The 24,895-nt window shown below is 49.6% G+C and carries 26 protein-coding genes and 3 pseudogenes; 23 read left to right on the top strand and 6 right to left on the bottom strand.

What is annotated here, in order from left to right:
- From CWM66_RS21480 to CWM66_RS21470, 3 genes and pseudogenes are all read left to right on the top strand, one after another.
- Window positions 1-250: pseudogene (locus CWM66_RS21480) on the top strand (integrating conjugative element protein); the annotation flags it as partial.
- Between the two features lies 1 nt (window position 251).
- Window positions 252-590 (top strand): hypothetical protein, encoded by a 339-nt coding sequence (locus tag CWM66_RS21475; RefSeq protein ID WP_107147254.1) that lies wholly within the window; start codon window positions 252-254, stop codon window positions 588-590.
- A gap of 10 nt (window positions 591-600) precedes the next feature.
- A complete protein-coding gene (locus tag CWM66_RS21470) occupies window positions 601-2,142 on the top strand; it encodes a conjugal transfer protein TraG N-terminal domain-containing protein (protein ID WP_107147253.1) in 1,542 nt (513 codons plus the stop codon).
- A 42-nt stretch (window positions 2,143-2,184) separates the two neighbouring features.
- On the opposite strand, the gene CWM66_RS21465 is transcribed toward CWM66_RS21470, so the two are convergent.
- Window positions 2,185-2,529: a hypothetical protein gene (locus tag CWM66_RS21465; RefSeq protein ID WP_233218415.1), complete on the bottom strand. Its 345-nt coding sequence runs from the start codon at window positions 2,527-2,529 to the stop codon at window positions 2,185-2,187.
- 533 nt (window positions 2,530-3,062) lie between these two features.
- On the bottom strand, window positions 3,063-3,305 hold the full coding sequence (locus CWM66_RS21460; protein ID WP_107147251.1) for a hypothetical protein: 243 nt from the start codon (window positions 3,303-3,305) through the stop codon (window positions 3,063-3,065).
- Between the two features lie 289 nt (window positions 3,306-3,594).
- Between CWM66_RS21460 and CWM66_RS21455 the strand changes: the two genes are divergently transcribed.
- Window positions 3,595-4,209, top strand: coding sequence for a hypothetical protein (locus CWM66_RS21455; protein WP_107147250.1), 615 nt, complete (start codon window positions 3,595-3,597; stop codon window positions 4,207-4,209).
- 49 nt (window positions 4,210-4,258) lie between these two features.
- On the opposite strand, the gene CWM66_RS29325 is transcribed toward CWM66_RS21455, so the two are convergent.
- Together CWM66_RS29325 and CWM66_RS29320 are read right to left on the bottom strand one after the other, a co-directional pair.
- A complete protein-coding gene (locus tag CWM66_RS29325; protein ID WP_222104921.1) occupies window positions 4,259-4,609 on the bottom strand; it encodes an FxLYD domain-containing protein in 351 nt (116 codons plus the stop codon).
- Window positions 4,610-5,313: 704 nt separating this feature from the next.
- Window positions 5,314-5,535: a hypothetical protein gene (locus tag CWM66_RS29320; protein WP_233218414.1), complete on the bottom strand. Its 222-nt coding sequence runs from the start codon at window positions 5,533-5,535 to the stop codon at window positions 5,314-5,316.
- Between the two features lie 89 nt (window positions 5,536-5,624).
- Between CWM66_RS29320 and CWM66_RS21435 the strand changes: the two genes are divergently transcribed.
- From CWM66_RS21435 to CWM66_RS21390, 10 genes and pseudogenes are all read left to right on the top strand, one after another.
- Entirely contained in the window at window positions 5,625-6,506 is an 882-nt protein-coding gene (locus CWM66_RS21435; protein ID WP_107147248.1) for an integrase domain-containing protein, read from the top strand.
- 583 nt (window positions 6,507-7,089) lie between these two features.
- Window positions 7,090-7,479 (top strand): hypothetical protein, encoded by a 390-nt coding sequence (locus tag CWM66_RS21430; RefSeq protein ID WP_107147247.1) that lies wholly within the window; start codon window positions 7,090-7,092, stop codon window positions 7,477-7,479.
- Between the two features lie 82 nt (window positions 7,480-7,561).
- Window positions 7,562-7,924 (top strand): hypothetical protein, encoded by a 363-nt coding sequence (locus CWM66_RS21425; RefSeq protein ID WP_107147246.1) that lies wholly within the window; start codon window positions 7,562-7,564, stop codon window positions 7,922-7,924.
- 122 nt (window positions 7,925-8,046) lie between these two features.
- Complete coding sequence (locus tag CWM66_RS21420) at window positions 8,047-8,343, top strand: hypothetical protein (RefSeq protein WP_107147262.1); 297 nt, start codon at window positions 8,047-8,049, stop codon at window positions 8,341-8,343.
- 83 nt (window positions 8,344-8,426) lie between these two features.
- Window positions 8,427-8,864, top strand: a complete 438-nt coding sequence (locus CWM66_RS21415; protein WP_233218413.1) for a hypothetical protein — start codon at window positions 8,427-8,429, stop codon at window positions 8,862-8,864.
- A 115-nt stretch (window positions 8,865-8,979) separates the two neighbouring features.
- Window positions 8,980-9,591 carry a hypothetical protein gene (locus tag CWM66_RS21410; protein ID WP_107147244.1) on the top strand — a complete coding sequence of 204 codons (612 nt, stop codon included), beginning with the start codon at window positions 8,980-8,982 and terminating at the stop codon, window positions 9,589-9,591.
- Between the two features lie 71 nt (window positions 9,592-9,662).
- Window positions 9,663-10,646 carry an ArdC family protein gene (locus tag CWM66_RS21405; protein ID WP_107147243.1) on the top strand — a complete coding sequence of 328 codons (984 nt, stop codon included), beginning with the start codon at window positions 9,663-9,665 and terminating at the stop codon, window positions 10,644-10,646.
- A gap of 96 nt (window positions 10,647-10,742) precedes the next feature.
- Window positions 10,743-11,693, top strand: coding sequence for a DUF1281 domain-containing protein (locus CWM66_RS21400; RefSeq protein WP_107147242.1), 951 nt, complete (start codon window positions 10,743-10,745; stop codon window positions 11,691-11,693).
- A 126-nt stretch (window positions 11,694-11,819) separates the two neighbouring features.
- A complete protein-coding gene (locus tag CWM66_RS21395) occupies window positions 11,820-12,506 on the top strand; it encodes a type I restriction-modification system subunit M (RefSeq protein ID WP_107147241.1) in 687 nt (228 codons plus the stop codon).
- Window positions 12,507-13,626: 1,120 nt separating this feature from the next.
- Window positions 13,627-14,105: pseudogene (locus CWM66_RS21390) on the top strand (TraU family protein); the annotation flags it as partial.
- Between the two features lie 433 nt (window positions 14,106-14,538).
- Here the strand turns inward: CWM66_RS21390 and CWM66_RS21380 are convergent.
- Complete coding sequence (locus CWM66_RS21380) at window positions 14,539-14,844, bottom strand: hypothetical protein (protein WP_107147240.1); 306 nt, start codon at window positions 14,842-14,844, stop codon at window positions 14,539-14,541.
- Between the two features lie 112 nt (window positions 14,845-14,956).
- Here CWM66_RS21380 and CWM66_RS21375 point away from each other — a divergent pair.
- From CWM66_RS21375 to CWM66_RS21330, 9 genes and pseudogenes are all read left to right on the top strand, one after another.
- Window positions 14,957-15,158 (top strand): annotated as a pseudogene (locus CWM66_RS21375) (DUF4158 domain-containing protein); the annotation flags it as partial.
- A 260-nt stretch (window positions 15,159-15,418) separates the two neighbouring features.
- Window positions 15,419-16,285 (top strand): MurR/RpiR family transcriptional regulator, encoded by an 867-nt coding sequence (locus CWM66_RS21370; RefSeq protein WP_107147239.1) that lies wholly within the window; start codon window positions 15,419-15,421, stop codon window positions 16,283-16,285.
- A gap of 18 nt (window positions 16,286-16,303) precedes the next feature.
- Window positions 16,304-16,888 carry a D-alanyl-D-alanine dipeptidase gene (gene ddpX, locus CWM66_RS21365; protein ID WP_107147261.1) on the top strand — a complete coding sequence of 195 codons (585 nt, stop codon included), beginning with the start codon at window positions 16,304-16,306 and terminating at the stop codon, window positions 16,886-16,888.
- A 56-nt stretch (window positions 16,889-16,944) separates the two neighbouring features.
- Window positions 16,945-18,447, top strand: coding sequence for an ABC transporter substrate-binding protein (locus CWM66_RS21360; protein WP_199200058.1), 1,503 nt, complete (start codon window positions 16,945-16,947; stop codon window positions 18,445-18,447).
- Window positions 18,448-18,505: 58 nt separating this feature from the next.
- A complete protein-coding gene (locus CWM66_RS21355; protein WP_107147237.1) occupies window positions 18,506-19,528 on the top strand; it encodes an ABC transporter permease in 1,023 nt (340 codons plus the stop codon).
- Window positions 19,525-20,418, top strand: coding sequence for a D,D-dipeptide ABC transporter permease (gene ddpC, locus CWM66_RS21350; protein ID WP_107147236.1), 894 nt, complete (start codon window positions 19,525-19,527; stop codon window positions 20,416-20,418). The genes CWM66_RS21355 and ddpC overlap by 4 nt, the downstream gene beginning before the upstream one ends.
- On the top strand, window positions 20,418-21,404 hold the full coding sequence (locus CWM66_RS21345) for an ABC transporter ATP-binding protein (protein WP_107147235.1): 987 nt from the start codon (window positions 20,418-20,420) through the stop codon (window positions 21,402-21,404). Before ddpC ends, CWM66_RS21345 begins: the two co-directional genes overlap by 1 nt.
- Window positions 21,397-22,338: an ABC transporter ATP-binding protein gene (locus CWM66_RS21340; RefSeq protein ID WP_107147234.1), complete on the top strand. Its 942-nt coding sequence runs from the start codon at window positions 21,397-21,399 to the stop codon at window positions 22,336-22,338. Before CWM66_RS21345 ends, CWM66_RS21340 begins: the two co-directional genes overlap by 8 nt.
- 722 nt (window positions 22,339-23,060) lie before the next feature.
- Window positions 23,061-24,011: a LysR substrate-binding domain-containing protein gene (locus CWM66_RS21330; RefSeq protein WP_107147233.1), complete on the top strand. Its 951-nt coding sequence runs from the start codon at window positions 23,061-23,063 to the stop codon at window positions 24,009-24,011.
- Here the strand turns inward: CWM66_RS21330 and CWM66_RS21325 are convergent.
- The gene (locus CWM66_RS21325) at window positions 23,988-24,554 is read right to left on the bottom strand and encodes a tyrosine-type DNA invertase (RefSeq protein WP_107147232.1); all 567 of its coding nucleotides are present in this window, start codon (window positions 24,552-24,554) and stop codon (window positions 23,988-23,990) included. The genes CWM66_RS21330 and CWM66_RS21325 overlap by 24 nt on opposite strands.
- Window positions 24,555-24,895 lie beyond the last annotated feature (341 nt).

The following is a 24,895-nucleotide window of genomic DNA, read 5'->3' as shown; positions in this document are numbered from 1 at the left end:
TGAGCCGAATGCCGCCGAACAGCCTGAGGCCATTGCCGAGGGAGATCGCCGCATCGATGCCCTGGATCGTGAGATCAGCGCCCTGCGTAACGAGATGGACCTGCGTAAAGCCATCAGCAATAACAGTTTACTGACCACGCTCGAACGTCAGGGCACCCGTAACCAGGATAACCAGCTGCAACAGAAAGCCGGCAATCAGGACCAGGGGTTCAGTCAGATGAGCCAGTCTCAGTCTTCCGGAGCGAACTGATATGAAACGTTATTCTTTCAGCGTCCGCACCGGTCGCATTCTCCTTATCGTGTTGTTTATTCTCCTGATGACGGCCGGCATGTTTGCCCTGGCCTCCGTGTTTATGGCGTATGACCCGGACGGCCATCTGACCCGTCGCTGGCTGCACGACAGCCGCTGGGCGCTCTTTGCCTGGCGGCTGGTGATGTATGCCGGCATTGCATCATTCTGGTGGAGAAAGGTCCGCCCGGGACTTCTCGCGCGCTGGCCGGAGGCCCGGGCACGCCTGCCGCGCACGGAGCTGCTCTGCGCGCTCTTTATTCTGGCCACGGAATGTGTGGCCTGGACCGGCGTGGTGTGAGGAGACGACAATGACGGCTAACAGTTATCTGGAGTATTTTCTCGTCCTCTTCGGCTGGGTGATGAACAATGCCATGTGGACTATCCTCGGCAACACGGGACTTTTTGCCTTGCCACTGGTCTTCAAGGTCATGGGTGTCTGGCTGAAGGTGAGGGAGGAGGGGGCTGACGAAGGTAACAAGGGGCTGCTGGCGCTGCCCCGCATCGAGCACGCCATCTACGTGTCGTTCGTGGTGATGCTGTTTTGCTGCATTCCGTTGCTGCCGGTGGACATCAGCACCATTAAATTCGACAGTTCCCGGGCAAAACAGTGCGGTATCAGCGTACCGACGCCACAGAACTCGGGGTATAAAGGGCTCGTCAATGATTTTGACGGCCGCACAGCACAGGTGCCTGTCTGGTGGTATCTGCTGCACATGATGTCGAAGGGGACCACGCAGGCAATGATTGCGTCCATTCCCTGCGGCACGCAGTTGCGCCAGATGCGCTTTGATGTGCAGAACACGAAGCTGCGTGACCCGGTATTGCTGCAGGAGGTGCAGGATTTCGCCGACCAGTGTTACTCCCGTGCGTACTTCCGTCTCAAGAACAGCAACAGCCAGCTCAGCGATGCCACCATCAACTCGGTGGGCTGGATAGGCAGCGACTACTTCCTGAATACTGCCGGCTATTACGATTATTACACCGCCACCACACCGCGAAGCCAGTGGCCGTATGACGGCACGCGCGACAGCGGTTATCCGGATACCGGGCAGGGAGGCTACCCTACCTGCAGGACGTGGTGGTCAGACGGCTCCTCCGGGCTTCGCAAGCGTGTACTGGCCAGCTTCAGCGACAACACGCGAAAGGAAATGCAGCGTTCATTTCCCGGGGCTCAGTGGGAAGAGGTGGCCCTTCGCTGGCTGGTCAGCCCGCGAAATGCAGGTCTGTCAGGTGATGGCACGACGTATGCCGTGGGAAGTTCTGATAACGTGACCGGCGTGGTCGGTAATGTGACACGTCTGACGTCCACCATCGGGCTGGGCCTCAAGCAGGCGGAAGCACTGCCCGGGTTTGATGCGCTTAAACAGGCGCTTCCGATGATTCAGGCGCTGCTGCAGATGATGATTATCACGGTGATCCCGGTACTGATGATGTTCAGTGCCTATGAGCCCAAAACGGTGGTGACCATCTCATTCGCGCTGTTTGCGCTGCAGTTCATCACGTTCTGGTGGGAGCTTGCCGGCTGGCTCGATGACCGCATGATCACCATCCTCTACGACAATATGGCCCAGCAGGGGCTTGCCAGTAGCTCAGTGCCGTTTGCTAATTTCATAAGCTCAACTAACGATGGCTGGATCATGAATCTGGTGCTGGGGATGATGTATGTGGTATTCCCAATGTTCTGGGTTGGGATGCTGAGCTGGATAGGAGTTAATTTGGGAACAGCGATCACTACTGGGTTAGAGACAGGTAGCTCTCTGCCACAGAAAGCTGGTACAGAGGCGGGAAGAGAAGCACAGAAGGCTATTACAGATAAAGCGGGAGGTGCTTTAAAAGGCGGCTTAAAATAGAAATAGTTTGAGATGAACTGCAGGTTGCTTTAAACGCGCAGTTCATCTGTTACCATTCGATTGCCTATAGCGATTTCTCCATTCTTCCCTTTCTATATCCCAGCTTTCACTCCACTCTTCATTTTGTTTTTTGCGTTCGGGAGAGGTAGTCAGAAGGTCTGTTATCCCAGCCAGCACGACCGCTCCACATGCATTGGTTGCACTGGAGAATGCAACAGGTTCTGGCGCTTTACGTTTTAGCTTTGCTTCGTCATAAACGATGCTGCGTTTCTTACTGGCGAACCGTTCTAAGGTGGAGCTTAAGTCGTCAGCATCGAATCCATTTTTACTCATGATGATGGTTCCTCTGGCATTGTTCATCCCGGCAGTTGAGTTTAAAACAACCATTCAACAGCCTGAGATCACGTTACTAAACTTCAAAAAAACTGGCAACTTTTTGCACAACAAATATAAAGGGAATCTCTATCACTCCGTCAGTAGGGGGGGGAATCCATAAACGAGCGGTTCGAATACCATTTGGATTCTGTCGTGACACTCTCGCGAGGACGGTCGCGCGATTGCCTGAATGCCCACTTTTGCCTGGATATCAGTTTTATGGCTGAAATGGGCGCGGAACTTCATTGTCTATCTATATGATATTACTATTTTTTATTTTGTCAGGTGCCTAAATGTCTGAATCCAATTAAAAAAGGCAATTAGGGACCGGAGCGGACGATCCGCTGGCTAACCTGGAAGGCTCATCAACCAAATGCACTGTCGGCATAAAACATGATAAAAAACCAAAAATGACAAATAATATTAGCTACATTCAGATTTTTTTCTTCAGCATAGTCGATCGTCATGCTCTGGCACGGCTGCAGAATGCCTGAATGTGTACTGTTGTTTCTCGATGACGCCCGTCGTTTTCCCTGAACCCTCCTCTAGCTTGAACGGGGCCTGGAGGGATATGCATCTGACATTTTCAATAGTTCAAGTTCTTCTTCTGTCGGCTCAACAAACTTCACCCAGGTAATGGGGACTATCTCGTAGGCACCATTCCGGTGGATTGTGATCGTCTTATCCAGCCAGCTTATCCCATAGACAAAATGCCGGTGATTTGCTCCGCGCATCATGGCAATCAGTTTCGGGAATGGCGGCATGATGCCGTATTGTTTATTCGCCATATAAATCACTCATGTCTGGTATACAGACTCTGGATGTCCATTTGAAAAATGAACATAACTCTATGATTGTGCTTTGGATATCTTGCAAAATGTAGTTCAAGAAAATATTTCCAGATTCTTCTGCTCTGTTTCCAGGTATACCAGATATCCTGGATTATGTTCGCCAGGAAGACGTCTGCCGTGGTGAATGCTATTGCGGTGTACCTCTTACAGTTGATGCAGAAAGAGGAACGACTGACAGGATGACCGCCGGTATATTATTAAGAGCTTAAATAAAAAGGAAAATGGAATGAGTAACGATTACACAGAGGCTTTTTTGAAAGCTTGCAGCTTTACAGAATATCTTGGTTGTGTATGTCCGAAAATAAATGTAGTAAATGAATTCTTTCTAGATTCAGAAGAAAAACAGGGCAGTGTCCTGAATAATCTTCAGGAAAAATTTAATGGGCAACATGGCGTTCCTTCTGTAGTTGATGTTTTTGCACAGTGCATCCGTACCAGTTACTTAATGCAGCCTATCCTGTCTGAAATTATAGGTAGTCCATGTGCTCTGACCTTCGGTTATGTAACCGAAGGGGATGCCGTATTTTTCAGGCAGGAAGCGGATTTTTTCCACAATAGTCTAAGGAATGGTGTTCCTGATATGGTTAATATCCATGCGTGGTTAACTTTACCTTCAATGGAAGTGCTCGATTTAACCTTGTGTACGACCAGATTGATAGCTTTATTAAAGAAAAGAAATCTTGGAAGCGATGCTTTTCATAAAGAACTAATAAACTCTCCGGATTTTGGAGGGGTTATTGTTGGGGATGGTAATAACTTAAAAGGAACAAATGTGAGATTTCATCCTCAGGTTATTGGTGAAGATTTCATGTTGAAGGCTGGCTTTTTAAAGCTCATCTAAGGTTAAATAGAGAAGGGCTGAATGATTTCAAAACATCAGCCCATTTTAATTATCTTGATAATATGCCAATCACTTCGAACTCATCCGGCTTGCCACTAATGGTATTAACAGGTGCCCATATTTTCCATTGTTGATTTGGTTTTATTCCGCTTGCTGTATCAATGGTTGAGCTTACAATAACACCATTTTGTAATAAGTTGAACTTTACATAGTTGGTTGTGATAGTCTCATTGGTTTTATTTGTTCCCAGGCCTGTGATGACATTAATTCCACTCGGGAGCGATTCAAAATGTAAGTTTGTTAAAACTACTTTGTTATTTTCAATATCTTTAGCTCCACATCCAAAACTTACAGCCAGGGCGATAACTAAAGAAACAAGGTTGCCAGAAAAATTTCTCATGTCTTACTCCATATTAGTTATATCAATTTTTAACGGTTCAGTATTACAACAAATATTTATCGGCAACTTAGTACGTTTCTTCAGTTCTTTAGAGTCCTGACTTACATTAAGAATACGAAGTTACCCTTATGTTCTGGTTGATAACGATTATGAACATGATCTAATATGATCCCGTTGTACCGTTGCGTAAAGCAACATGCCAATGTCCCCCGCAATCTGAGAGGGACGCCTTCGGGTGATTGCATGCCAAAACCGTCATGACCTGAGAGACGGAGCCTTCGGGCGGTAACTCCGTTTAACCTTTGAAAACGGAGGTCGTTTTGTGACGAAGGTCCTTTTATTTTCAATGCCTGCATTGGCCTTTTCATCTTAATGGCGATTCTCGCCAACGTTTCCTCTTCCGTTCAGACGCTGAATTCCGGTTGCAAACTTTGCGGCGTGGGTATGACCATTTGGAACATTTGGGCATCTTCCACGACTGCATTGAGAGCAGAGGAGCGCGGCGTCACTTGCGTTCGAGTGAAACGAGTACCAAGTGACGCGCGCAGCGCATACCTGGCAGAGCTGACGCACTGCCGTTTCAACAACCTTTTTACCAACTGACCAACACGTACTTAAAGGTTTAAGGGCCTTAAAAACGTACTTCATTCACTGTTTGTTTATTTATCAACCAAACGTCTTACCCGTAAAAACGGGTCAGGACTTCATTCAAAGAGGAGAAAAATCGACACGATATCGATGGCGACACCAGTCAACCAACTGGTGTGTGGAAGCAGACTGATTAACATCAGCCCGGTGAAAACCGCGAACAGGTCAGAGACCTGGGGAGCTTCGCAATAACTCAACATTTCGCCGCCCCGATGCACAGATATCTGTCGAGATGCAGGAAGCGCAACCATAAACCGTGCCGTCGGGGTGAAATTCATCGTCTGTAGCTGTGGCGCAGCCGGTGTCAGTGCTTTTCCGTTCGCACAGACGGAAAAGTACTGACACCTGTTTAAATGGAGAGTTGACTATGGCAAAACTGAATAAGAATCTTAAAACGCTCGCCAGACAGGCGGGGGGGAGTTTCAAAACTGTTTCTGACCGTATGAAAATTGCTGACAGATTTGCTGAACGTTTATTAAAGCTTAACGTTCAGATCAGGGATATTAAGAACATCAAAACGGGACATATTGAGTTGTATATGAAAAGTCGTCTTTCCGAAGAGATTTCTAAGCGTACTCTTCAGAATGAAATGTCGGCTATCCGGGCTTTATTGCGGGTTGCAGGAAAAACATTCATGGCTAATCCGGCGCACGAGAAACTGAGTAATCAGGCTCTGGGTATTTCAGAAACCAACAGGGATGGGACAAAAGTTGCCATTCCTGATGCTTATTTCCAGCAAGTATTGACGAGTGTGAAACAAAAGGATGAAGGCGTTGCGTATGCAATGCGGTTGTCGAGATTACTCGGTTTAAGAACGGAGGAAACTGTGCAGTCCGCTAAATCATTAAGGACCTGGCAAAAGGCTTTAATCAACAATGAAGAAAAAGTACGAGTGGTATTCGGGACAAAGGGAGGTCGTCCAAGAGATACAACGGTATTAGATCGAGATGCAACGCTGGCTGCAATCAATGATGCAATGAAGCATCTGAAAGAGAATAACGGGAAGTTAATCGACAAGCCTTCATTACATACCGCTATCGAACGTTATCGAAATGTGGTGCGTGAAGCTGGCTTAACAGGGAAATACGCACCGCACAGTTTGCGTTATGCCTATTCTGTTGATGTTATGAATCTTCACAGGAGAAACGGTTTCAGTAAACAGGAGGCACAGGCTCTTGCATCAATGGATCTGGGGCATGGCGATGGCAGGGGACATTACGTCGCGCGTGTTTATAATAAAGTTGAATAATATCTTATTGAGGTAATTTGAATGCAGGATTTAACATGAAAACTTTGTATTTCATTTTTGCCAGCCAGAGTTCTCTGGCCGTTGAGTTGAATGATATTTACATTTTAAACATGATATCCATTGTTCCCAGGGGTTGAAGAACTGGGACAGATTCCGGTTGAAAGGAAAAAAGATACTGATGAACTTCTCCAGTTGGGAAAATACAACATTTAGATCGAATTATTTAACCTTGGCTGCTCTCAGGGGATCTGTGAGGCCGTAAGATATTGTCAGATTATGTGTTCTACTGCCTATTGAAGAATGTGCAAACCTGAAGTAGGATTGAATCGTTAACCGTTGTCATCATGACAACTGCCAATGCCTGAGTGATTTGAGACAGGCGCCTTCGGGTAATCACACGCCAATGCCACATTAACCTGAGAGTGGCGCCTTCGGGTGGTTTAAACCTGTTTAACCTTTGCAAACAGGGACCTGATAACCAGGTTAAGGTCCATTCAACTTATTCTTCCAGATTTTTCATCCCACGGGACAACGCTTCCCGTACCGGGTGGTTGTTTCCCTTTTTTATTCAGGAAATGCCGCCATGACCTTTCTTCATATTGTTTACTTTGTTGCTGTTTTTGCCGATCGCATTGTGTGCTTCATTGCACCAAAAACGCTGATTGCTGAATGGTTTTTCTGGTTCACCGGTGATGCGAAGTCGTTACTGCTTGTTGTTCGTGAGCTGGAGCTTGCCCGTTCATATCCGAAGGACGAAACATCAGCGTTGCTGATTGAATTTTCAGTCTATCATGCCGCTCTTTTCTTCGGAGAACGCGAGTATTACGGGCTAAAGGTTCGCTGGCCACGCTGGTTTATCAACCACCTTCATTATACCGGAATGCAGCTTGACGCCACGCAGTGGCAGGAAGGCTGTCAGAATGGATTCAGCGAAGCAGCCGTTCTGGAGTCCAGGGTGACTTCTCATTGCTGATAGCGCTGTACATTTCACTCACTTCTCCCACGGGACTCCGCTCCCGACAGGGCAGGGTTCCAGGCTTTATAAGGAACCTTTTATGACTGCTTTCGCTATTACTGTTGATGTCCTTGCTGCCAGCATCCCTTCAAAGACCCGATTCATTTCGGTGATGTCGGAGATGGAAGGAATACTGCAAACCGCCAGTGCGATGAATATTTGCGGTATCCCGGACAGCACCGACCTGGATGGCTTTCCGGAACGCTGCAGCCAGACAATCCACCTTGCCAGCGTTATTGGTGAAGCCCTGGAAATGAATCTGATTCCAGACTCTCTTCGTCAGTTTGTCGATGATGTTGTCCTGACGGGAAAACGCTTCGACGCTGAAGGCGACACTAACGCATGGTGCTACGGTTTTAAGCTCGGCACTGAACGTGGACTGGCTTACTGGTCCGGCGTTTAATGACAATATCTGATTTTTTACGACGGATATTCAATAACTGATAACTCACCCATGCGGGGATAACCCCCGCATAGCGGTGAAGGTGTCTCCGCCTTAACCAACGGAGACATACCATGAGTATAATGCTCATCCTTGCAGCAAAAGCGGCTTCAGCTCTGGAGCACGTTTCTGAGTCACTTAATCGCCGTAAGAGTGAATGGTTCACCAATCAGTCGGGGCACAGCAGCTTCCGTCCGGAAGTGATCCCGGATGGAAATGGTTTCGCAACCATAATCTCCCGACGAACCGGTTACAGTCCGAAAGACTGGACCTGTCAACGTTGTGCAACCGCAGGACGGTTTGCCTCTTCACGCCAGGCTATGAGGGCTGGTCGCCGGATGGCGCAGCAACTGGCTGATTTACGTTATCGTTTTGACTGATACAACACACTGACCTCCCGCAGGGATCTTCCCTGCGGGAGGGACTGGCGGGCATGGCTTCATTTCATTCTGAGGTATTCAACATGGCCGTATTTAATGACATCGTTTTTGACAGTTCTTACGCTCCTCAGGGAATGCATGAACTGTGGCAGGGGCAACGCTCGCTTTCCCGCTTCATCGCTTATGTTGCGGAATTAGAAGGCGAACTTCTGGTAATACGTGCCTTCCGGCGCTGCGGTGTCCCAGGCCTGACTGGCAGTCATGGCGTTCCGGTAAGCACGTTCCGGCTTGTTTCGATTGCCCGGCTTCTTGGTTACGCCTGTATGACCGGGGCATTTACTGACGGTTTATTCGAAAAGTACATTGCCGGGTTGATTCTTCCCGGAGAACAGATTGACCCCCGGGCCTGGAATTTCGGGTTTAATGAGGGGCTGATGCACTTTGATGAGATGCGCTCTGACGATGAAGCCAGTGAGGAACAACGGGCTGTATTCTGTGCGAATGCGGAATATATAGCCTGATTTCTGAAGCGAAAGCGGCTCCCGAGAGAAGCTTTCTCAGTTAATTAAACAAATCACTTCCCGGAGGGATCTTCCCTTCCGGGGAGGTTTCCTCCTTCTTTTCCCCGGAGGGAATATGATCCGTTTTACTTCTTATGAACTTCGCCCCATGTTGACACAGAACCAGGGGATGAAGCGCCCGTTGATACTTGAAAGGAACCTGGGGATTTATCTCCGCGCGCCGGATGACAGACGTCCGGGTGAGTGGATGAAAGCCTGGGCTGATGGCTGCAATCCGGCTAAAGACCCGGACTGGTCATCCCTGACAGACGCACTGATACCCGACAGAGAGTTTTCCTTTCAGTCCTTTATGGCGCAGAGCATGTTCGATGCTGTGCTGAATGACCATCATGACCTGCTCATTAAGCCTGTTATCAGTAATCTGAATAACGCGCTGACGCTTCACATGGAAACGCAGCCACCGCTGACGGTATATGTACCGGTGAAAGAATATCGTGACCGGGTGAAGTGGCTTTATGACCAGTCACTGTACCATTTCCGTACCTGTGTGAATGACACTGAGCGTCTGAGCTGGCGTTCACATGCACTGTGTGTGCTGGACCAGGTGATACGCCTGGATTCAAAACGGGCGAAACCCGCCGACCGGGAGAGGTTTGACCGGGCGGTCGCGAGCGTGCGTGACCATATCCGTTCGGTGATGTCCGACGGCTCCTTACGTTATTACTGATTTTTCCACTCACCGGTGGCGCATCGTCCGCCACCGGGCAGGATGCGCCCCGCACTCAGAGGCAGCATCCGATGAAGACAACCACCGGCCGGCGTAAAGCGGCGGCAGTGCATGCATCCGACCTGTATCAGCAGGTCACCGATAAAATCATTCTGGCGCTCGAAAATGGGGTACCGCCCTGGCGGCGCCCGTGGCGTTCGGCTCAGAACGTGCACGGCAGCAGCCTGCCGGTCAATGCCGTCACCGGCCGCGCCTACAGTGGCATTAATGTACCGCTGCTGTGGATGGCCGCTGAAGAACATGGGTACACGTCCGATCGCTGGCTGACGTTCCTGCAGGCTAAAACTGCAGGAGGTTACGTCAGGAAGAATGAATCCAGCGCGCTGGCCATCATCTACAAACCGTTTGAGAAACAGGCCAGGGACAGCAGTGATAATCTGCTGTTCAGGGACGGTGAGCCGGTTATGGAGCAACTGGCAATGCTGAAGCAACTGCAGTTATTCAACGTTGAACAGTGTGAGGGACTGCCTGAATCATTCAGAGGTGAATGTGTGGTTTCTGTTCCGGCAGAATCCCCGCCTGAACTCAGCGCAGTTCAACTGAATCAGGTACAGCAGATACTCAGTTTCACGGGAGTTGGGTGCGATCACCGCCGGCAGGACCGCGCTTTTTACCGTCCGGGTGCCGACCGCATCGTGATGCCGACGGCATCGCAGTTCCGGACTGAGGCGGATTACTGGTCCACGCTCATGCATGAGCTGGTCCATGCCACCGGGCACGGCAGCCGTCTGAACCGGGAAGGTATCACCTCATCATCGCGGAAGTTTGGTGACCCGGTGTATGCCTTCGAGGAGCTTATTGCAGAAACCGGGAGTGCCTTTCTCTGTGCCGAGCTCGGTATTACCGGCGACGTGCAGCACGAAAGCTATCTGGCCGGCTGGCTGAAAGCCCTTCGTGAAGACAAAAGAGCGATTTTCCGTGCCTGCCGGTTTGCCCGGGAAGCATCGGAATATTTACTTGCCCCCCTGAACCAGAATACGGAACAGGCGGCATAAACTGACCCGGCGGCTGCGGTCGCCATCATCCCCCTGAGGGCATCTTCCTCAGGGAGATGCCCTCTTTTTGTTTTAACCGACAAGAGGAGTTTCACAATGTTCTCATGGTGCCAAAACCGTCTGGAAATTACCGGTAAATCAGTCTGTCTCGATGTGATGCAGCCCTGGATTGCCGGCACGGAAAAACCGCTTTACCGGCACGCCATCCGGCAGGCGATAAAGCTGTTCCTCGCTGGCTGCGCCGGCATACTGAAGCCCGTCAAAGCGGTGGATTACACACCGTATCCGATGCTGACCGCATCCGGTACTGGCGCGCAGACCTCACCTAACCAGGCCTTCCAGCACTTTATCGAGTTGCTGGAGCAGGACGCGTGGCTTGACAGCAAGACGCTCTCCCGCATGGAGAAAATCTGGCTGCAGTCCGGCATCGATGCGCTGAAATGGGAAGCCATTCCCCTTACAGCGCGGCAGATAATGGCGCAGCTGATGGCCGTGCACTATGCCGACTGGTTCGGCGTTGCCGGTGCCGGTGGTCAGTTTGATCCGCAGGAGCGCTGGGAATCGCTGAGCATCATGCCGGAGACAACCTGTCCCTGTGACATGCTGATGGTGATGCCATCACGTCTGGCCACAGAACTGAACGGCGAAAGTGGTCTTTTCACCGGACTCTGTACAACATCCGAACTCTATATGCAGCTCTTTGGCATGGAGTTTCCGGCGGGCCATCAGGCCAGCTGGAGCCGGGATGACGTGGGGTCACTGACGCTGAGCTTTGCGTCTCCCTGGTATCCGCCGTCAGGTGAGGTGATGGGGATAATGTCGCAGAAGTTTGACTGTGAAATCCGTCACTACTGGATTTCACCGGATGCCGGCACGTCAGGCTACAACTGCTTTGACCGGGGGGACCACGTTGACAGCGGTCCGTACCCGGTGGAAGAACAGTCAGCAGATAGTGTACGCATGTATCTGGTGACACCGGAAACGGCTGCGGCTCCTGTGACCACCGTACCTGTGACCACCGTAGCGCACTACGGCAACCGCGCATAACACAACTTAACGCCGGTTTATCCGGCTTCACTGACCGGTCACAGCGAAAGCTGTGGCCGTTTTTTCACCCGGAGGGGAACACCGTTTCCCTCCGGGCGCGTGTTCTCTTTCCTGAAGGGAGCACATATGAAAAGCGTCATTGACCACGAAAAGGCATTCATTTCGCTGTTTAACCAGACTGCACGGTATCATCACCGGCATCAGGTATTTGAAGACTTTGTCAGCTGCAGTGTGATCACGTTGCAGAACAGCCTTCAGTTCTGTGAGAAACGGGAAGAAAAGTACATGCGTATTGTCGGCCGTTACGAAAAAACGGACGTCTCCCGTATGGCGCAGCTGCTGGCCCATGTGACCAACAGTCTGGATGAGACGCCCGGGGATTTTCTTGGGCGCGTTTTTATGCAGCTTGAGCTGGGTGATAAATACCGTGGTCAGTTTTTCACGCCGTGGGATATCGGTCTGATGATGGCCAGAATGCAGCTCGGTAACGTCGAAGCCAATTTTAGGGACAAGCCGTTTATCACGCTTTCCGAACCTGCCTGCGGTGCCGGCTGTATGGCACTGGCATTTGCCTTTGTTCTGCGTGAGGCAGGTTATTCTCCTCACCGGTATCTGTGGGTCTCTGCTCAGGATATCGATCCGCTGGCGGCCGGTATGGCGTATATCCAGCTTTCGATGTCTGGTGTGCCGGGGGAAGTGGTAATCGGAAATTCACTAAACGATGAGCGCCGGCGAATACTTCACACGCCCGCGCATTACATGGGGAACTGGGGATATCTTCTTCGGGGGAGCACAGAACGTATAGTCGCATAGTGTAACTTTTTCAATCAAAAGGCCATAAGTTATTATGGCCTTTGCATATCCTGTACGAGATACTGGAAAAACTCTAAAGCGGTAGTGATCACCGCAGTACAGGCGCTTTGCCTGCCTGAGTTTATCGAAGTCCGATGGGATGAATCTCTTGGATACTGCAAAAAATACGGAAGTGAGAAAATGGTAGAGAAAATCTGGAGTGCTCTCAGGATTAAAGAACCTCAACCAGACGATCTTCATTGAGTATGATAATGCGTTGCGCTGGATAACCTGAACTGCATTTAAGATGCTTTCACAATTAAATCTGAAAAAAATTCACATTAAGCCCTGTGGACTATTATATCACATGAGTTGCTTCTGTTCCGTTCCGGATTGGCTTCCCGGCATTCCGGTATGGGCAACTTAGATATGTTTGATACCACTTAAAAATTGTAAGCTTCATTTGCTAACAGGCCTGTCATTATTGACAGGCTTTTTTTTGGGGAAGAATAAACTAGGACACTTTAAAAATAGCGTCTGATAAAAATATATTCACCTTTATCTGAGTTAATATTGTCAGGTGGTTAGCTTTCTTCTGACATGGGGGAACCAGCTGCTCACGTACCAATAGTTGTTAGTTTACTCTTTCCTTCGGCCTGCCTATCCGACAGGCCTTTTTTTTATTGCCGAAAGATTTTCATTTTTACTACTGCGGCCAAAGCCAGACGCTTAACGATATTAATTTATACCGTTTACATTTTTCGTGTGGTGAATCCCTCCCTAAGCGGGGGGCATTCTGGCTGTGAATAACAGTAACACACCTATTCTGCCCACGGTAGGAACCTACACAGGTACTTACATTGTTGACTTCAACTATTCGTGATTTTCGTAACCAGACCATTTAATAGGCCATCGCATGGCATTAATTACCCTTTGCCTGAATAAATTACATCACTTATGTGGTGAATTGTAACCGCATCGACGGCAACCAGAAGCTCAGCATCTGGCCCACAGTTCAAATCTTGCGACCAGGATACCTTCGGCCTGGACGCCAATAATGCTCGACTAATATTCCCGCTCCGGCGGGGGTTGTCGTATACGGGTCTCACTGCCTGATGGTTCATAAGCCGTGATGTGTGCGGGTGAGAATCCATGGACTGAAATGTCCGTTGTCAGCAACACAACAGGCAGTGCGGAAAGTGCCCTCCTGGGGGCGATTACCGGCGTTGATGCGGGGAGCGGGCGCCAGGAAATGAAAGCGGCCGGCCAGCGTAAGCACAACCTGCATTTTTACTACGGAGATGCATATGGTCATCCGGCAAGCCAGTTGATTGGCGGGATGGTGCCCGGTTATTCCTGTCACAGTGCGGCCACGCCTTTTTTACCTATTTCTCCAGCGCGCTCGATGCTGTGTCCTGGCGAACCGGTGTGCCTGAAACGTTGTACCCCGAGGCAATTATTCCCGGGCAGCGCGAGCTGGGGAGCACCAGTTTGGGAAATATGTGGGGCAACATTTACCCCCGGAGCGGTTTTGTCACCCAGACAGACAGCTATAAATCTGCTGCGATCGTGGTTCAGCACGTCGCTGACATCATTACCCGCCGCGGGCAAACGCACGTCTGTTTCCTCCTCCGGTGCATCAGCCCGCGGCGCAATCAGCAATGGTTTCTTTTATTCGATTGGCGGTGGCTCCGTGATTTCTCAGCCGCCGAGCCGCAACCGGATAACCATCCTGTACGACAATATGAATGACCAGGGTATTTCAAATTCCGATGTACCTTTTGCCAGCTTCGTGAGTTCCACCAACGATGGATGATCATGAATCTGGTGCGGGGAATGGTGTACGTTGTATTCCCGACATTTTGAATTGGTATGCTGAGCTGGGTAAGGAGCCGTATCGGTGGTGTTATCGATTCGGCCTTAAGCACAGCTTCTAAAATGCCTCAACAGGCAGGCAGTGATGGTGGGAAAGTAGCAGGCAAACTAGCTGTGAAGGGGGCAACTCAGGGTAAATTATAAATGGAAAACTAGAGGTGCAATCTTCGCCTCTAGCTTAGTCTTTTAAACTCTTCCGGTAATAACCATATCCCTGTGAACTACTTTTCCACGCGTTTTGCTCTAGCGGCTCGTAGACTTCATCTAAGCTATTCTCTTCCTTAGATTTGGTAATCTCTTTTATGATGGATCCCATACCCATAAAAATCGCACCACCACAGTCTTTTGTCGCACTGGGAAGCGTCATTGGTTCTGGTTTCTTGCGCTCCAGCCTGGATTCATCACAAACAATGTTCCTGCGTTTATTCGAGAACCTGACAAAAGTGCTGGCGATATCATCAGCATTGAATCCATCATTGCTCATACGTATCTCCGATATTTTAGCAATTGATTATTATAATCTAAACAGACCTGTATAATTTCACACCCGATTATTCATTAATAAAGCCGTTAGTGAGAATTTCAGCCATCTGGGGATGGTTCTTCAGTTTGTCAGAACGGATTTTTTGGCGCATCTTTTCCGGTGGCCAGTGGATGAGTTGGCACTGACCCGAATGGCTTATTTTAGTGAATATGATCTGGCGCTTATCCGCACACCGTAAACCCGCCAGCCGTTTTGGTTTTGCCATTCGCCTTTGCTTTCCGAAAAATGTCGGTTTTGCTGTGGATAAAAAATCCATCACATGAGTGCTCAATTACAGATCTATGCCACAAACTGTACAACCTGGCGTTGCACTAATGTAATGCAGAAGTTATTAATGTTGCACCTACATTGCACTTCGTTATATTCAGGGACAACATCATTCAGCCTTAAATCTCATCTATATTACTGAGTTAAAAATAAATTTAATAAAATCATTATGGATGGCATGCATCATGCTTTGTTATTTGCGTGTCAATAATAAGTAAAATGACAGGCTAATAACATAGAATGCGGTATGAATGCGAAAACACACTTTTTTAAAACCATCGAAGCAGCCTATAGCCATCAGACTCCGAGCGAAAAGCGGATCAGTGCCTGGTTGCTGAGTCATTGGAATCAGATCCCGTTTGAAACCGCTGACAGCATTGCGCAGGCTACCGGGACCAGCGGCATAACCGTGGGTCGCTATCTGCGCAAGCTGGGATTTCGCAACCTGGACGACGTCAAAAATGCGTTACGTGAGCTACCTAACACACCTTACAAACACTGGGGTGTGATTGATCGTCTTGATTGGTGGGAGCAACAACAATCGCTTCCTGACCGCGCCAATCAGTCATTACAAATGGAGTTGGATGCGATCCGTTACGTCTACCAACTGGCGCAGACTGATACCTTTACCACAGTTAGCCAGCAAATTGCGCAAGCTGATGCCGTGATCATTCAGGGTATTCAATCCACGCGAGGCATCGCCCACACCTTTTTCAGCCATCTGGAGTATCTGCGCCCGCGAGTGACTTATGCCGATGGCAGTTCAGGCAGTTGGCTTGAATCGCTTAACTCTGAATATGAAAAACCTTACCTGGTACTGACTGACACGCGCGCCTATTCCACAGTTGCGCGCCAATTTTGCCGGGTGGCGAGTGAGCGCAAGCTGTCCATGGCATTAGTGACTGATATCTGGTGTCCGTGGGCACGTGACTATCCACTGGATTTACTGCAGGTGAAAACCGATACCGCAAATTTTTGGGACTCACTAGCCCCGGTGAGTTGCCTGTTTAACTTGCTACTCTCGGCCGTGGTCAAACGCCTTGGGCCGCAACTGTCGGCGCGTCTTGCGCAGAACCGCGCACTACAACAGGAATTCGGCCAGTTTGAACGCTAATCGGATAGGAAATTGAAGATGATTCAGGATACGTCTCTTGTCGATCTCGCTGAGCGATTCCCTCAGCTCAACATCGATATGAAATATGCCACTACGGACAACATTACCGGTCAGCAAATCTACAGTGTGGCGTGTTGCCTGTTACACAGTGATGCCGCTAAAGCGCTGGAAAAGAGTATTGAGATCGCACGAGTGGCGGGTTTCACGCTTAAGGTGCTGGACGCCTATCGGCCACAAAAAGCGCAGGCGATGCTCTGGCGGGCCTGTCCAGATCAAGACTACGTGGTACCACTCTCGCAGGGATCCAACCATAGTCGGGGAACCGCCATTGACGTCACGCTGATCGATGCGGACGGCAACGTGCTGGATATGGGAACCGGCTTTGATGAGATGAACGTGCTTTCCCATCCTTATCACCCCGGATTGGCAACCCCTTTCCAGCATAACCGACTGCTGCTCAATGCTGTGATGTTAGGTGGAGGTTTCTGCGGTATCGCGACGGAATGGTGGCATTTTGAATTACCGGGAGCGGCGGCCTATCCGCTCATTGACGATGTTTTCGCATGTATTTCCCCAGCACAGACTGACGGAGTATTACCATGAAAATGAAGTTCACCGCCTCCAAAAGCTTTTTTTCTCTTTTTATTGCAACAGCAGTAATGACGGCCATTGCGCCAGCCTGGTCAGCTGTGCCAAAGGATATGTTGGTGATTGGTAAAGCAGCCGATCCGCAGACGTTAGATCCGGCGGTCACCATTGATAACAATGACTGGACGGTAACTTACCCGGCCTATCAACGTTTGGTGAAGTACAAAACCGAAGACGGTAAAGGAGCCACCGATGTGGAAGGTGATCTCGCAGAGAGCTGGCAGAGTGAGGATGGTGGCAAAGTATGGACCTTCAAACTGCGCAAAGGAGAATTTTTCGATGACGGTTCACCTGTCACTGCGAACGCGGTGAAACTCTCTTTTGAACGCCTGATGCGTATCAAGCAAGGTCCATCAGAAGCCTATCCTGCAGGACTTAAGATAGAGGCCATTGACCCGCAAACGGTTCGCTTCACTCTCGATACACCTTTTGCACCCTTCCTGTACACGCTGGCAAATGATGGTGCCTCGATCATCAACCCTGCGGTGCTAAAAGCCCATGCAACCGATGATGCACGTGGTTATCTGGCCGAACACACTGCCGGTTCCGGTGCCTATATGTTGCAACGTTGGCAGAAAGGTCAGCAACTGGTGCTGGTGCCGAATCCACATTTTGCGGGTAACAAGCCCGCGTTTAAGCGTGTTTCGGTCAGAATCATCAGCGAGAGTTCTGCGCGTCGCCTGCAACTGGAGAAGGGTGATGTGGATATCGTCGACTCATTGCCGGTGGATCAGCTTGCGGCTCTGAAAAAGCAGGGTGATGTTGCGGTTTATGATTATCCTGCCTTGCGTGTAACCTACCTCTATCTGAACAACAGCAAAGCCCCGTTAAATCAACCCGATTTACGGCGGGCGGTATCCTGGGCCACAGATTATAAAGGTATAATCTCCGGGATTCTGGGCGGCAACGGCAAACAAATGCGCGGCCCGATCCCAGAAGGCATGTGGGGCTACGACGCGGAAGCGATGCAATACAGCCTTGATTTAGACAAAGCGAAGGCTGCCTTCGATAAAGTTGCGGACAAACCGAAAACCCTGTCGTTCCTTTATTCGGATAATGACCCTAACTGGGAGCCGATTGCGCTGTCGATGCAGGCCAATCTGCAGACACTTGGCATCAACGTCAAACTGGAAAAACTGGCTAACGCCACTATGCGTGAGCGTATTGGGAAAGGCGACTATGACATCGCTATCGGTAACTGGAGTCCAGATTTTGCTGACCCCTACATGTTCATGAACTACTGGTTTGAATCCGAAAAAAAAGGGCTGCCGGGCAACCGTTCATTCTACGCCAATCCACAGGTTGATAGCTTGCTGACGCAGGCTGTCTCCACGGCGGATCAGGCACAGCGTACCCAATATTATCAGCAGGCGCAAAAGGTGGTTATCGACGAAGCCGCCTACGTCTATTTATTCCAGAAAAACTATCAGGTTGGGATGAATAAAGCGGTTAAGGGTTATGTCTTTAACCCGATGCTGGAACAGATCTTCAATCTTTCTGAGATGAGCAAATAGCGATTGATGTTAATCCTTGATCGGCAGGGGCAATTCTGACCCTGCTAAGGCAGGCAATATGAGTTTCTGGAGTTTAATCAGGCAGCGCAGCTGGGGATTAATATTGGTGGTCACTGGCGTCTGCGTGATTACGTTTATTATTTCGCATCTTATTCCCGGCGATCCTGCACGATTGCTGGCGGGTGACCGCGCCAGTGATGAGATTGTTCAGCATATCCGTCAGCAACTGGGACTGGATCTACCACTGTGGCAACAGTTTATTCGTTATGTCGAACAACTGCTGCACGGTGACCTCGGCATTTCTATTCGCACAGGCAGACCTGTGCTGGAAGACCTGAAAAACTTCTTCCCGGCTACGCTCGAGCTGGCATTTTGCGCGCTGATCATTGCTTTGGTGGTTGGCGTGCCGCTTGGCGTATTATCGGCGGTTTACAAAAATCGCTGGCTTGACCACTTGGTGAGACTGCTGGCGCTGACAGGTATATCTACCCCGGCCTTCTGGCTCGGCTTGGGCGTGATTGTGTTGTTCTACGGAAAACTCAATTTACTGCCCGGTGGCGGTCGTCTGGATGACTGGCTTGATCCGCCAGCACGCGTGACGGGATTCTACCTGATCGACTCTTTGCTCAGTGGCGATCTGGATGTTTTTTTCAATGCCCTGACCCATTTGATATTGCCCGCGACCACGCTGGCGTTTGTACATCTGGGGATTGTGGCTCGTCAGATTCGTTCGGCAATGCTTGAGCAGTTAAGCGAAGACTATATACGTACTGTGCTCGCCAGTGGGCTCAGTAAGTTCACTATCGTGGTGCGCTATGCTTTACCGAATGCGCTGATCCCGTCTGTTACGGTATTGGGTCTGGCGTTGGGCGATCTGTTGTATGGCGCCGTACTGACTGAAACCGTGTTTGCCTGGCCGGGTATGGGCGCTTATGTGGTCTCTTCTATCCAGGCGCTGGATTTCCCTGCGGTGATGGGATTCGCCATTGTTGTTTCATTTGCCTACGTGCTGGTGAACCTGTTTGTTGATCTGCTTTATCTCTTAATAGATCCGCGCATGGGTCGGGGAGCTGAAAAATGATGCTGACAGAGGGACAGTCGGTAACCACTCGTACCCGTCCACTGTTGCAGGCATGGAAACGTCGTTGCTGGATGGTCAGCAAAAGCCCGCTAACCGTGATCGGCGCAGCTATCATCGTGCTGATAATGTTGCTGATGATATTTGCCCCCTGGATTGTGCCGCAGGATCCTAATGCCATTAATCTGGCCGAACGTTTACAGGCGCCGAGCGCGCTTCACTGGTTTGGTACTGATGAGGTGGGACGCGATCTGTTCAGTCGCGTGATTGTTGGCTCTCAGCAATCGGTCGCGGCGGGCCTTGCGGTGGTGTTACTGGCAGGCGTGAGCGGTTCATTGTTGGGCTGCTTGTCGGGGGTATTGGGTGGGTACAGCGATGCAGTGATCATGCGCTTAATGGACATCATGCTCTCGATCCCTTCGCTGGTGCTCACCATGGTACTAGCCGCCGCATTGGGGCCGAGCCTGTTCAATTCCATGCTCGCGATTGCCATCGTGCGGATTCCGTTTTATGTGCGTCTTGCACGTGGCCAAACGCTGGTTGTGAAGCAGCACTCTTTTGTAGAAGCCTCCCGCACTTTCGGCGCATCGCGCTGGCACCTCATTAGCTGGCATATCCTGCGCAATGCACTGCCACCTTTGGTGGTGCAGGCATCGTTGGATATCGGTAGCGCAATCTTAATGGCGGCGACTTTAGGATTTATTGGCCTCGGTGCGCAGCAGCCCACTGCGGAATGGGGCGCTATGGTCGCCGTGGGACGCAACTATGTGCTTGATCAGTGGTGGTACTGCGTGTTCCCTGGCGCAGCTATTTTGATCACCGCTGTGGGATTTAACCTGTTTGGTGACGGTGTGCAGGATTTGCTTGATCCGAAAGCGGGAGGACGTAATTGATGAGCGACAGAATCCTGACTATCGACAATTTACGGTTGAGTTTCCCGATTTATCAGGGTGAAGTGAAGGTACTCAATGGTGTCTCTTTGCACATCAATCGTGGCGAGATTGTGGGTGTTGTCGGTGAGTCTGGCTCGGGAAAATCGGTGACAGCGATGCTGGCGATGCGCCTGATCGCGCAAGGCAGTTATAGCGTGAATGGTGGGTCGCTTGAAATACTGGGCAAAAACGTACTCACAGCCAGCGAAGCGGAGATGCGCCAACTTCGGGGGAGCAAGGTGGCGATGATCTTTCAGGAGCCGATGACGGCCCTCAACCCCACTCGTCGCATTGGTAAGCAGATGGTGGATGTGATTCGCCAGCATCAAACGCTATCCAGTAAACAGGCCAAAGCACGTGCCATCGAACTGTTGAGTGACATGCAGATTGCGGAACCGCAAAGTGTGCTGGACCGATATCCCTTCGAGTTGTCCGGCGGGATGCGCCAACGGGTGATGATTGCCCTGGCCTTCTCATGTGAACCGGATTTATTAATTGCTGATGAACCTACCACCGCACTGGATGTGACAGTACAGCGCCAGGTGCTGCGCTTACTGAAACAGAAGGCGATCGCTACCGGTACCGCTGTACTGTTTATCAGCCACGATATGGCGGTGGTATCGCAAGTTTGTGCCCGTCTTTATGTGATGTATGCCGGTGCGGTAATTGAGAGTGGAGCTACCGATAGCGTTTTAACGACGCCCTGTCACCCTTATACTGTGGCGTTGCTGGCGTGTTCGCCAGGCGGTAGCGAGCCACGTGCGGAACTGGCTTCGATTCCAGGTACAGTGCCGAATTTTGCCAGACTGCCGGCAGGTTGTGCTTTCCGTGAACGTTGCTTCGCAGTGGGTGAGGCCTGTGGTATCACACCCGAATTACACGCTGAAGGGCGAGCCAACCGCCAGGTGGCTTGCTGGTATCCGCAACAGGAGCACATCCATGACTGAAGCACTGCTTGAAATCAGTAACGTGTATGTCAACTTCCCCGCCAAAACCAACTGGCGCGGTAAAGTGACCGAGCGGGTACATGCGTTGAATGGCCTCGACTTACGGGTTGAACGCGGTGAAACATTGGGCATTGTCGGTGAATCTGGTTGCGGAAAAAGCACCTTAGCCAGATTGCTGATGGGCATGCTCAAACCCAGCTCTGGCCAGCTTGAGTTAGCGCGCTCACCCAATTCGTGGTTGGGGCGTGGCATGCAGATGGTATTTCAGGATCCGCTCTCTTCGCTGGATCCGCGTTTACCTGTCTGGCGTTCCATCACCGAACCGGTGTGGATACAGTCCCGCTGTTCAGAAAAAGAGCGGCGCGTGTTGGCGGCAACACTTGCGGCACAAGTCGGAATTCGCCCGGAATACCTTGACCGTCCGCCTCATGCCTTTTCTGGTGGGCAGCGCCAACGTATTGCCATCGCACGCGCACTCTCCGGCCAGCCCGACATCATGGTGCTGGATGAACCAACCTCCGCGCTGGATATCTCGGTCCAGGCACAGATTTTGAATTTGCTTGTGGAACTGCAGCGCCAGAGAAATCTCACTTATGTGCTGATTTCACACAACGTGTCGGTAGTGCGCCATATGAGCGATCGCGTCGCGGTGATGTATCTCGGGCAGATCGTTGAGCTGGGTGAAGCAAAGCAGGTTCTGGACTCGCCAATGCATCCTTATACCCGGTTGCTAATGGAGTCTGTGCCACGCATTGGTGCTGTGCTGGACGGTGCGCCGAGTAATACGGAACTGCCGGGGAATCGTCATCTGCCGCAGGGGTGTTATTTCAGGGAGCGGTGTCCTTTTTCTGGGGAGGGATGTGAGCAACCTCAAGGGTTAACGGAGGTCGGGAATGGTCGAACGGTGAGGTGCTGGAGGGGGCGGGAGATATAATTCGCTGGCGGCAGGTATGGCGTATATCCAGCTTTCGCTATCTGGTGTGCCGGGGGGGAGGAGGTGGGATGGTCGATGATTCCCTGACTGATGAACGTCGGCGGGTTCTTTATACGCCAGCTCATTACATGGGGAACTGGTTCTTACTGCTCCAGATGCGGGTGAATGAAGCAACGATGTAATTTTGCCTATTTCATAATAAAAGACCACACATTATGCGGTCTTTTATTATGGGGTAATTTCGAGGGTATAATTATATTCCTGGTTTTCTTTGCTGTGCACTTATAATTAATACAGACAGTACGTGATGAGCGAATGGCTTGAGGATGAGGCAATTTAATCTGGTGAGCTATATTATTGATGTATTGTTATCATGGCTGGGTATTTAATTGGTTTGATTTAAGTTGAGGTGGAATGGGAGAGCATATTTTATATTAGTGGCAGGTTTTGTAATGCTTGCGGGTATTATCTTGTTTTCTCCTGAAATGGTCAGTATCTGTACAGAGGAATGAAAAGGAGGACGGAAGTATGTCGGTGTTCCTGGTTTATCTGTTGTAAAGACATGGAGTCTATCCTTTTGTTCTGAGGTGACTCAGGTTTCTCTTTTCATGCCATAGAATTCAGTAATCATTGTATTATGATTATTTCTATTTTAAAGTGCGCTGGAGTATCCATCACTCTACCAGACTGCTAATAATTGAATTATATACCAGGTGATATCCATGAACGATAAGATACCAGATCTACGGGATATGGTTTACATCTATTTTGCGGGTAAGTCTCTTAATATGACGATAGCCAGCACTTCTTCAGGTATACCTCTTGCCACACTTTCGCGGCGTATCTCTGTCGTTGAAAAAAGGCTTGGCCTGAAATTTTTCATAAGAACTTCCAGAGGGCTAATCCTGACGGAACCAGGGAAGCATTATATCGAAAGAGCTGAAGCTATTATAAAGGATGTTGTTAGCCTTGAAGATGAGGTGAAAAGTATGGTGAACAATCCATCAGGAACGATAAATATCACCTGTCCCGTTGATTTTGGTGTGTTTTTTATAGCACCTCAGATTAAAAACTTCTCGAAACTCTATCCGTCTATCAGGTTTAATTTCAATTTGTCCACCCAGAAGCTAAATTTACCTGAACATGAGATTGATATTTGTATTCGTATTGGTGATATCCGTGATCTTAATCTTGTTTCCCGAGCAGAGGGGATATTAAACCGGAAGCTTTATGCATCACCCGTATACATCGAAAAATTTGGTAAACCTACGCATCCTGATGAACTTCTTAAGCATCAATGTATTGGCCCCTCATACATGAAAGAACCGGCGCGATGGACTTTATGTAAGGGCGATGAAGCCATAAGTCTCAATGTAGCTGTGAATTACTCTGCCAACAATATTGCCATGATGCTTAAGTTAACTGAAAGTGATTGTGGTATTAGTGTTCTGACACCAGAAGTCATTTCTGATTCCCTGAGTAAGGGGAATGTCATTCCGGTTCTTCCGGAATGGTCATTCCCTCCACTTCCTGTGTATATCCTTACCGGTTCTAGGCATATCAGTAAAAGCGCACGTATTTTTATCGACTATCTTGTCGACGTGCTGGATGACATTTTTTGTGCGGATTTAACACAGTTAAATTCGCGACTAAAGAGAACCTGTTCCCCATAGAGACTCAAAGCGTTTGTAATTGCTTTTTGTATATAAAACAGTATGTCTGATATTCCTGTGGCCCAGATAATCCTGGATGAGGCGCGTGTCAGTTCCCTTGTCGGCGAGATGATATCCGCATGAATGCCGGAGCATATGGGGATGCACATGAAAGGGCACGCCACCATCCTGCCCGCATTGCTTTATTATTTTCCAGGCCTGCGTTCTGGAAATTTTTCGCCCTGATGAAGAGATAAATATGTTGTCAGTATTATTCCCTTCGGGTATATGACTTCGGATCCTCAACCATATTTTAAGGCTATCATACTCTTCATCAGTGCAGGGATGCGCAACCGAGAAGCCATTTTTAAGCCTTCTGATAAATATAATCCCGGAATCCATATCAATATCAGAGAGGGTGACCGAAAGAAGTTCGCTGATACGAAAACCATGGCGGTACGCCATGAGTATCATGCAATAATTACGTTCAGGGTTCCTGCTTTTCTCAGCTCCCGATAACAACTGACCAACCTCCTTTGCGGTCAGGTATTTCCTGTTTCCCATCACATTTTCCCGTTTGTAAACATGCTGATAAGAACTGGCTTGGTCTGAATTTCTACAGAAATCTAACAAATGGTATTTTTTTGTAAATATGTTCCTTAGAGACGTAGCCTTCCATAAATGGAACGCTTTTCTTTCTTTTACAGGAAGTGGTTTTCAAATGATATGATTGGACCAGCGCAATGTGGTGGGTATACAGACTCATTCACATTACGGGGGAGGCACTAATCACAGGGCGTGCCATCTCGAGGTTCGATAACATTTCAGGTTGTGGTGGGATCAATAAATGTTGAGACTCTGGTTCTGACTGATATTTTCGCTCTCAGCGAAGGATTTTTAAGGCG

Origin of the sequence: Kosakonia sp. H7A, from assembly GCF_003028445.1 — a bacterium.
In the GTDB taxonomy this organism is placed as follows: domain Bacteria; phylum Pseudomonadota; class Gammaproteobacteria; order Enterobacterales; family Enterobacteriaceae; genus Kosakonia; species Kosakonia radicincitans.
This window is presented reverse-complemented; position numbering and strand designations above follow the sequence as displayed.

What these genes read in the sequence shown, in the direction of transcription:
- CWM66_RS21475 (WP_107147254.1), top strand. Translation starts at nt 252, where the DNA reads ATGAAACGTTATTCTTTCAGCGTCCGCACCGGTCGCATTCTCCTTATC.
- CWM66_RS21455 (WP_107147250.1), top strand. Translation starts at nt 3,595, where the DNA reads ATGAGTAACGATTACACAGAGGCTTTTTTGAAAGCTTGCAGCTTTACA.
- ddpX (WP_107147261.1), top strand. Translation starts at nt 16,304, where the DNA reads ATGATTCAGGATACGTCTCTTGTCGATCTCGCTGAGCGATTCCCTCAG.
- CWM66_RS21430 (WP_107147247.1), top strand. Translation starts at nt 7,090, where the DNA reads ATGACCTTTCTTCATATTGTTTACTTTGTTGCTGTTTTTGCCGATCGC.
- CWM66_RS21370 (WP_107147239.1), top strand. Translation starts at nt 15,419, where the DNA reads ATGAATGCGAAAACACACTTTTTTAAAACCATCGAAGCAGCCTATAGC.
- CWM66_RS21380 (WP_107147240.1), bottom strand. Translation starts at nt 14,844, where the DNA reads ATGAGCAATGATGGATTCAATGCTGATGATATCGCCAGCACTTTTGTC.
- CWM66_RS21330 (WP_107147233.1), top strand. Translation starts at nt 23,061, where the DNA reads ATGAACGATAAGATACCAGATCTACGGGATATGGTTTACATCTATTTT.
- CWM66_RS21400 (WP_107147242.1), top strand. Translation starts at nt 10,743, where the DNA reads ATGTTCTCATGGTGCCAAAACCGTCTGGAAATTACCGGTAAATCAGTC.
- CWM66_RS21405 (WP_107147243.1), top strand. Translation starts at nt 9,663, where the DNA reads ATGAAGACAACCACCGGCCGGCGTAAAGCGGCGGCAGTGCATGCATCC.
- ddpC (WP_107147236.1), top strand. Translation starts at nt 19,525, where the DNA reads ATGATGCTGACAGAGGGACAGTCGGTAACCACTCGTACCCGTCCACTG.
- CWM66_RS29325 (WP_222104921.1), bottom strand. Translation starts at nt 4,609, where the DNA reads ATGAGAAATTTTTCTGGCAACCTTGTTTCTTTAGTTATCGCCCTGGCT.
- CWM66_RS21470 (WP_107147253.1), top strand. Translation starts at nt 601, where the DNA reads ATGACGGCTAACAGTTATCTGGAGTATTTTCTCGTCCTCTTCGGCTGG.
- CWM66_RS21415 (WP_233218413.1), top strand. Translation starts at nt 8,427, where the DNA reads ATGGCCGTATTTAATGACATCGTTTTTGACAGTTCTTACGCTCCTCAG.
- CWM66_RS21420 (WP_107147262.1), top strand. Translation starts at nt 8,047, where the DNA reads ATGCTCATCCTTGCAGCAAAAGCGGCTTCAGCTCTGGAGCACGTTTCT.
- CWM66_RS21360 (WP_199200058.1), top strand. Translation starts at nt 16,945, where the DNA reads ATGACGGCCATTGCGCCAGCCTGGTCAGCTGTGCCAAAGGATATGTTG.
- CWM66_RS21435 (WP_107147248.1), top strand. Translation starts at nt 5,625, where the DNA reads ATGGCAAAACTGAATAAGAATCTTAAAACGCTCGCCAGACAGGCGGGG.
- CWM66_RS21425 (WP_107147246.1), top strand. Translation starts at nt 7,562, where the DNA reads ATGACTGCTTTCGCTATTACTGTTGATGTCCTTGCTGCCAGCATCCCT.
- CWM66_RS21465 (WP_233218415.1), bottom strand. Translation starts at nt 2,529, where the DNA reads ATGGTTGTTTTAAACTCAACTGCCGGGATGAACAATGCCAGAGGAACC.
- CWM66_RS21460 (WP_107147251.1), bottom strand. Translation starts at nt 3,305, where the DNA reads ATGGCGAATAAACAATACGGCATCATGCCGCCATTCCCGAAACTGATT.
- CWM66_RS21395 (WP_107147241.1), top strand. Translation starts at nt 11,820, where the DNA reads ATGAAAAGCGTCATTGACCACGAAAAGGCATTCATTTCGCTGTTTAAC.
- CWM66_RS21410 (WP_107147244.1), top strand. Translation starts at nt 8,980, where the DNA reads ATGATCCGTTTTACTTCTTATGAACTTCGCCCCATGTTGACACAGAAC.
- CWM66_RS21325 (WP_107147232.1), bottom strand. Translation starts at nt 24,554, where the DNA reads ATGGGAAACAGGAAATACCTGACCGCAAAGGAGGTTGGTCAGTTGTTA.
- CWM66_RS29320 (WP_233218414.1), bottom strand. Translation starts at nt 5,535, where the DNA reads ATGAATTTCACCCCGACGGCACGGTTTATGGTTGCGCTTCCTGCATCT.
- CWM66_RS21340 (WP_107147234.1), top strand. Translation starts at nt 21,397, where the DNA reads ATGACTGAAGCACTGCTTGAAATCAGTAACGTGTATGTCAACTTCCCC.
- CWM66_RS21345 (WP_107147235.1), top strand. Translation starts at nt 20,418, where the DNA reads ATGAGCGACAGAATCCTGACTATCGACAATTTACGGTTGAGTTTCCCG.
- CWM66_RS21355 (WP_107147237.1), top strand. Translation starts at nt 18,506, where the DNA reads ATGAGTTTCTGGAGTTTAATCAGGCAGCGCAGCTGGGGATTAATATTG.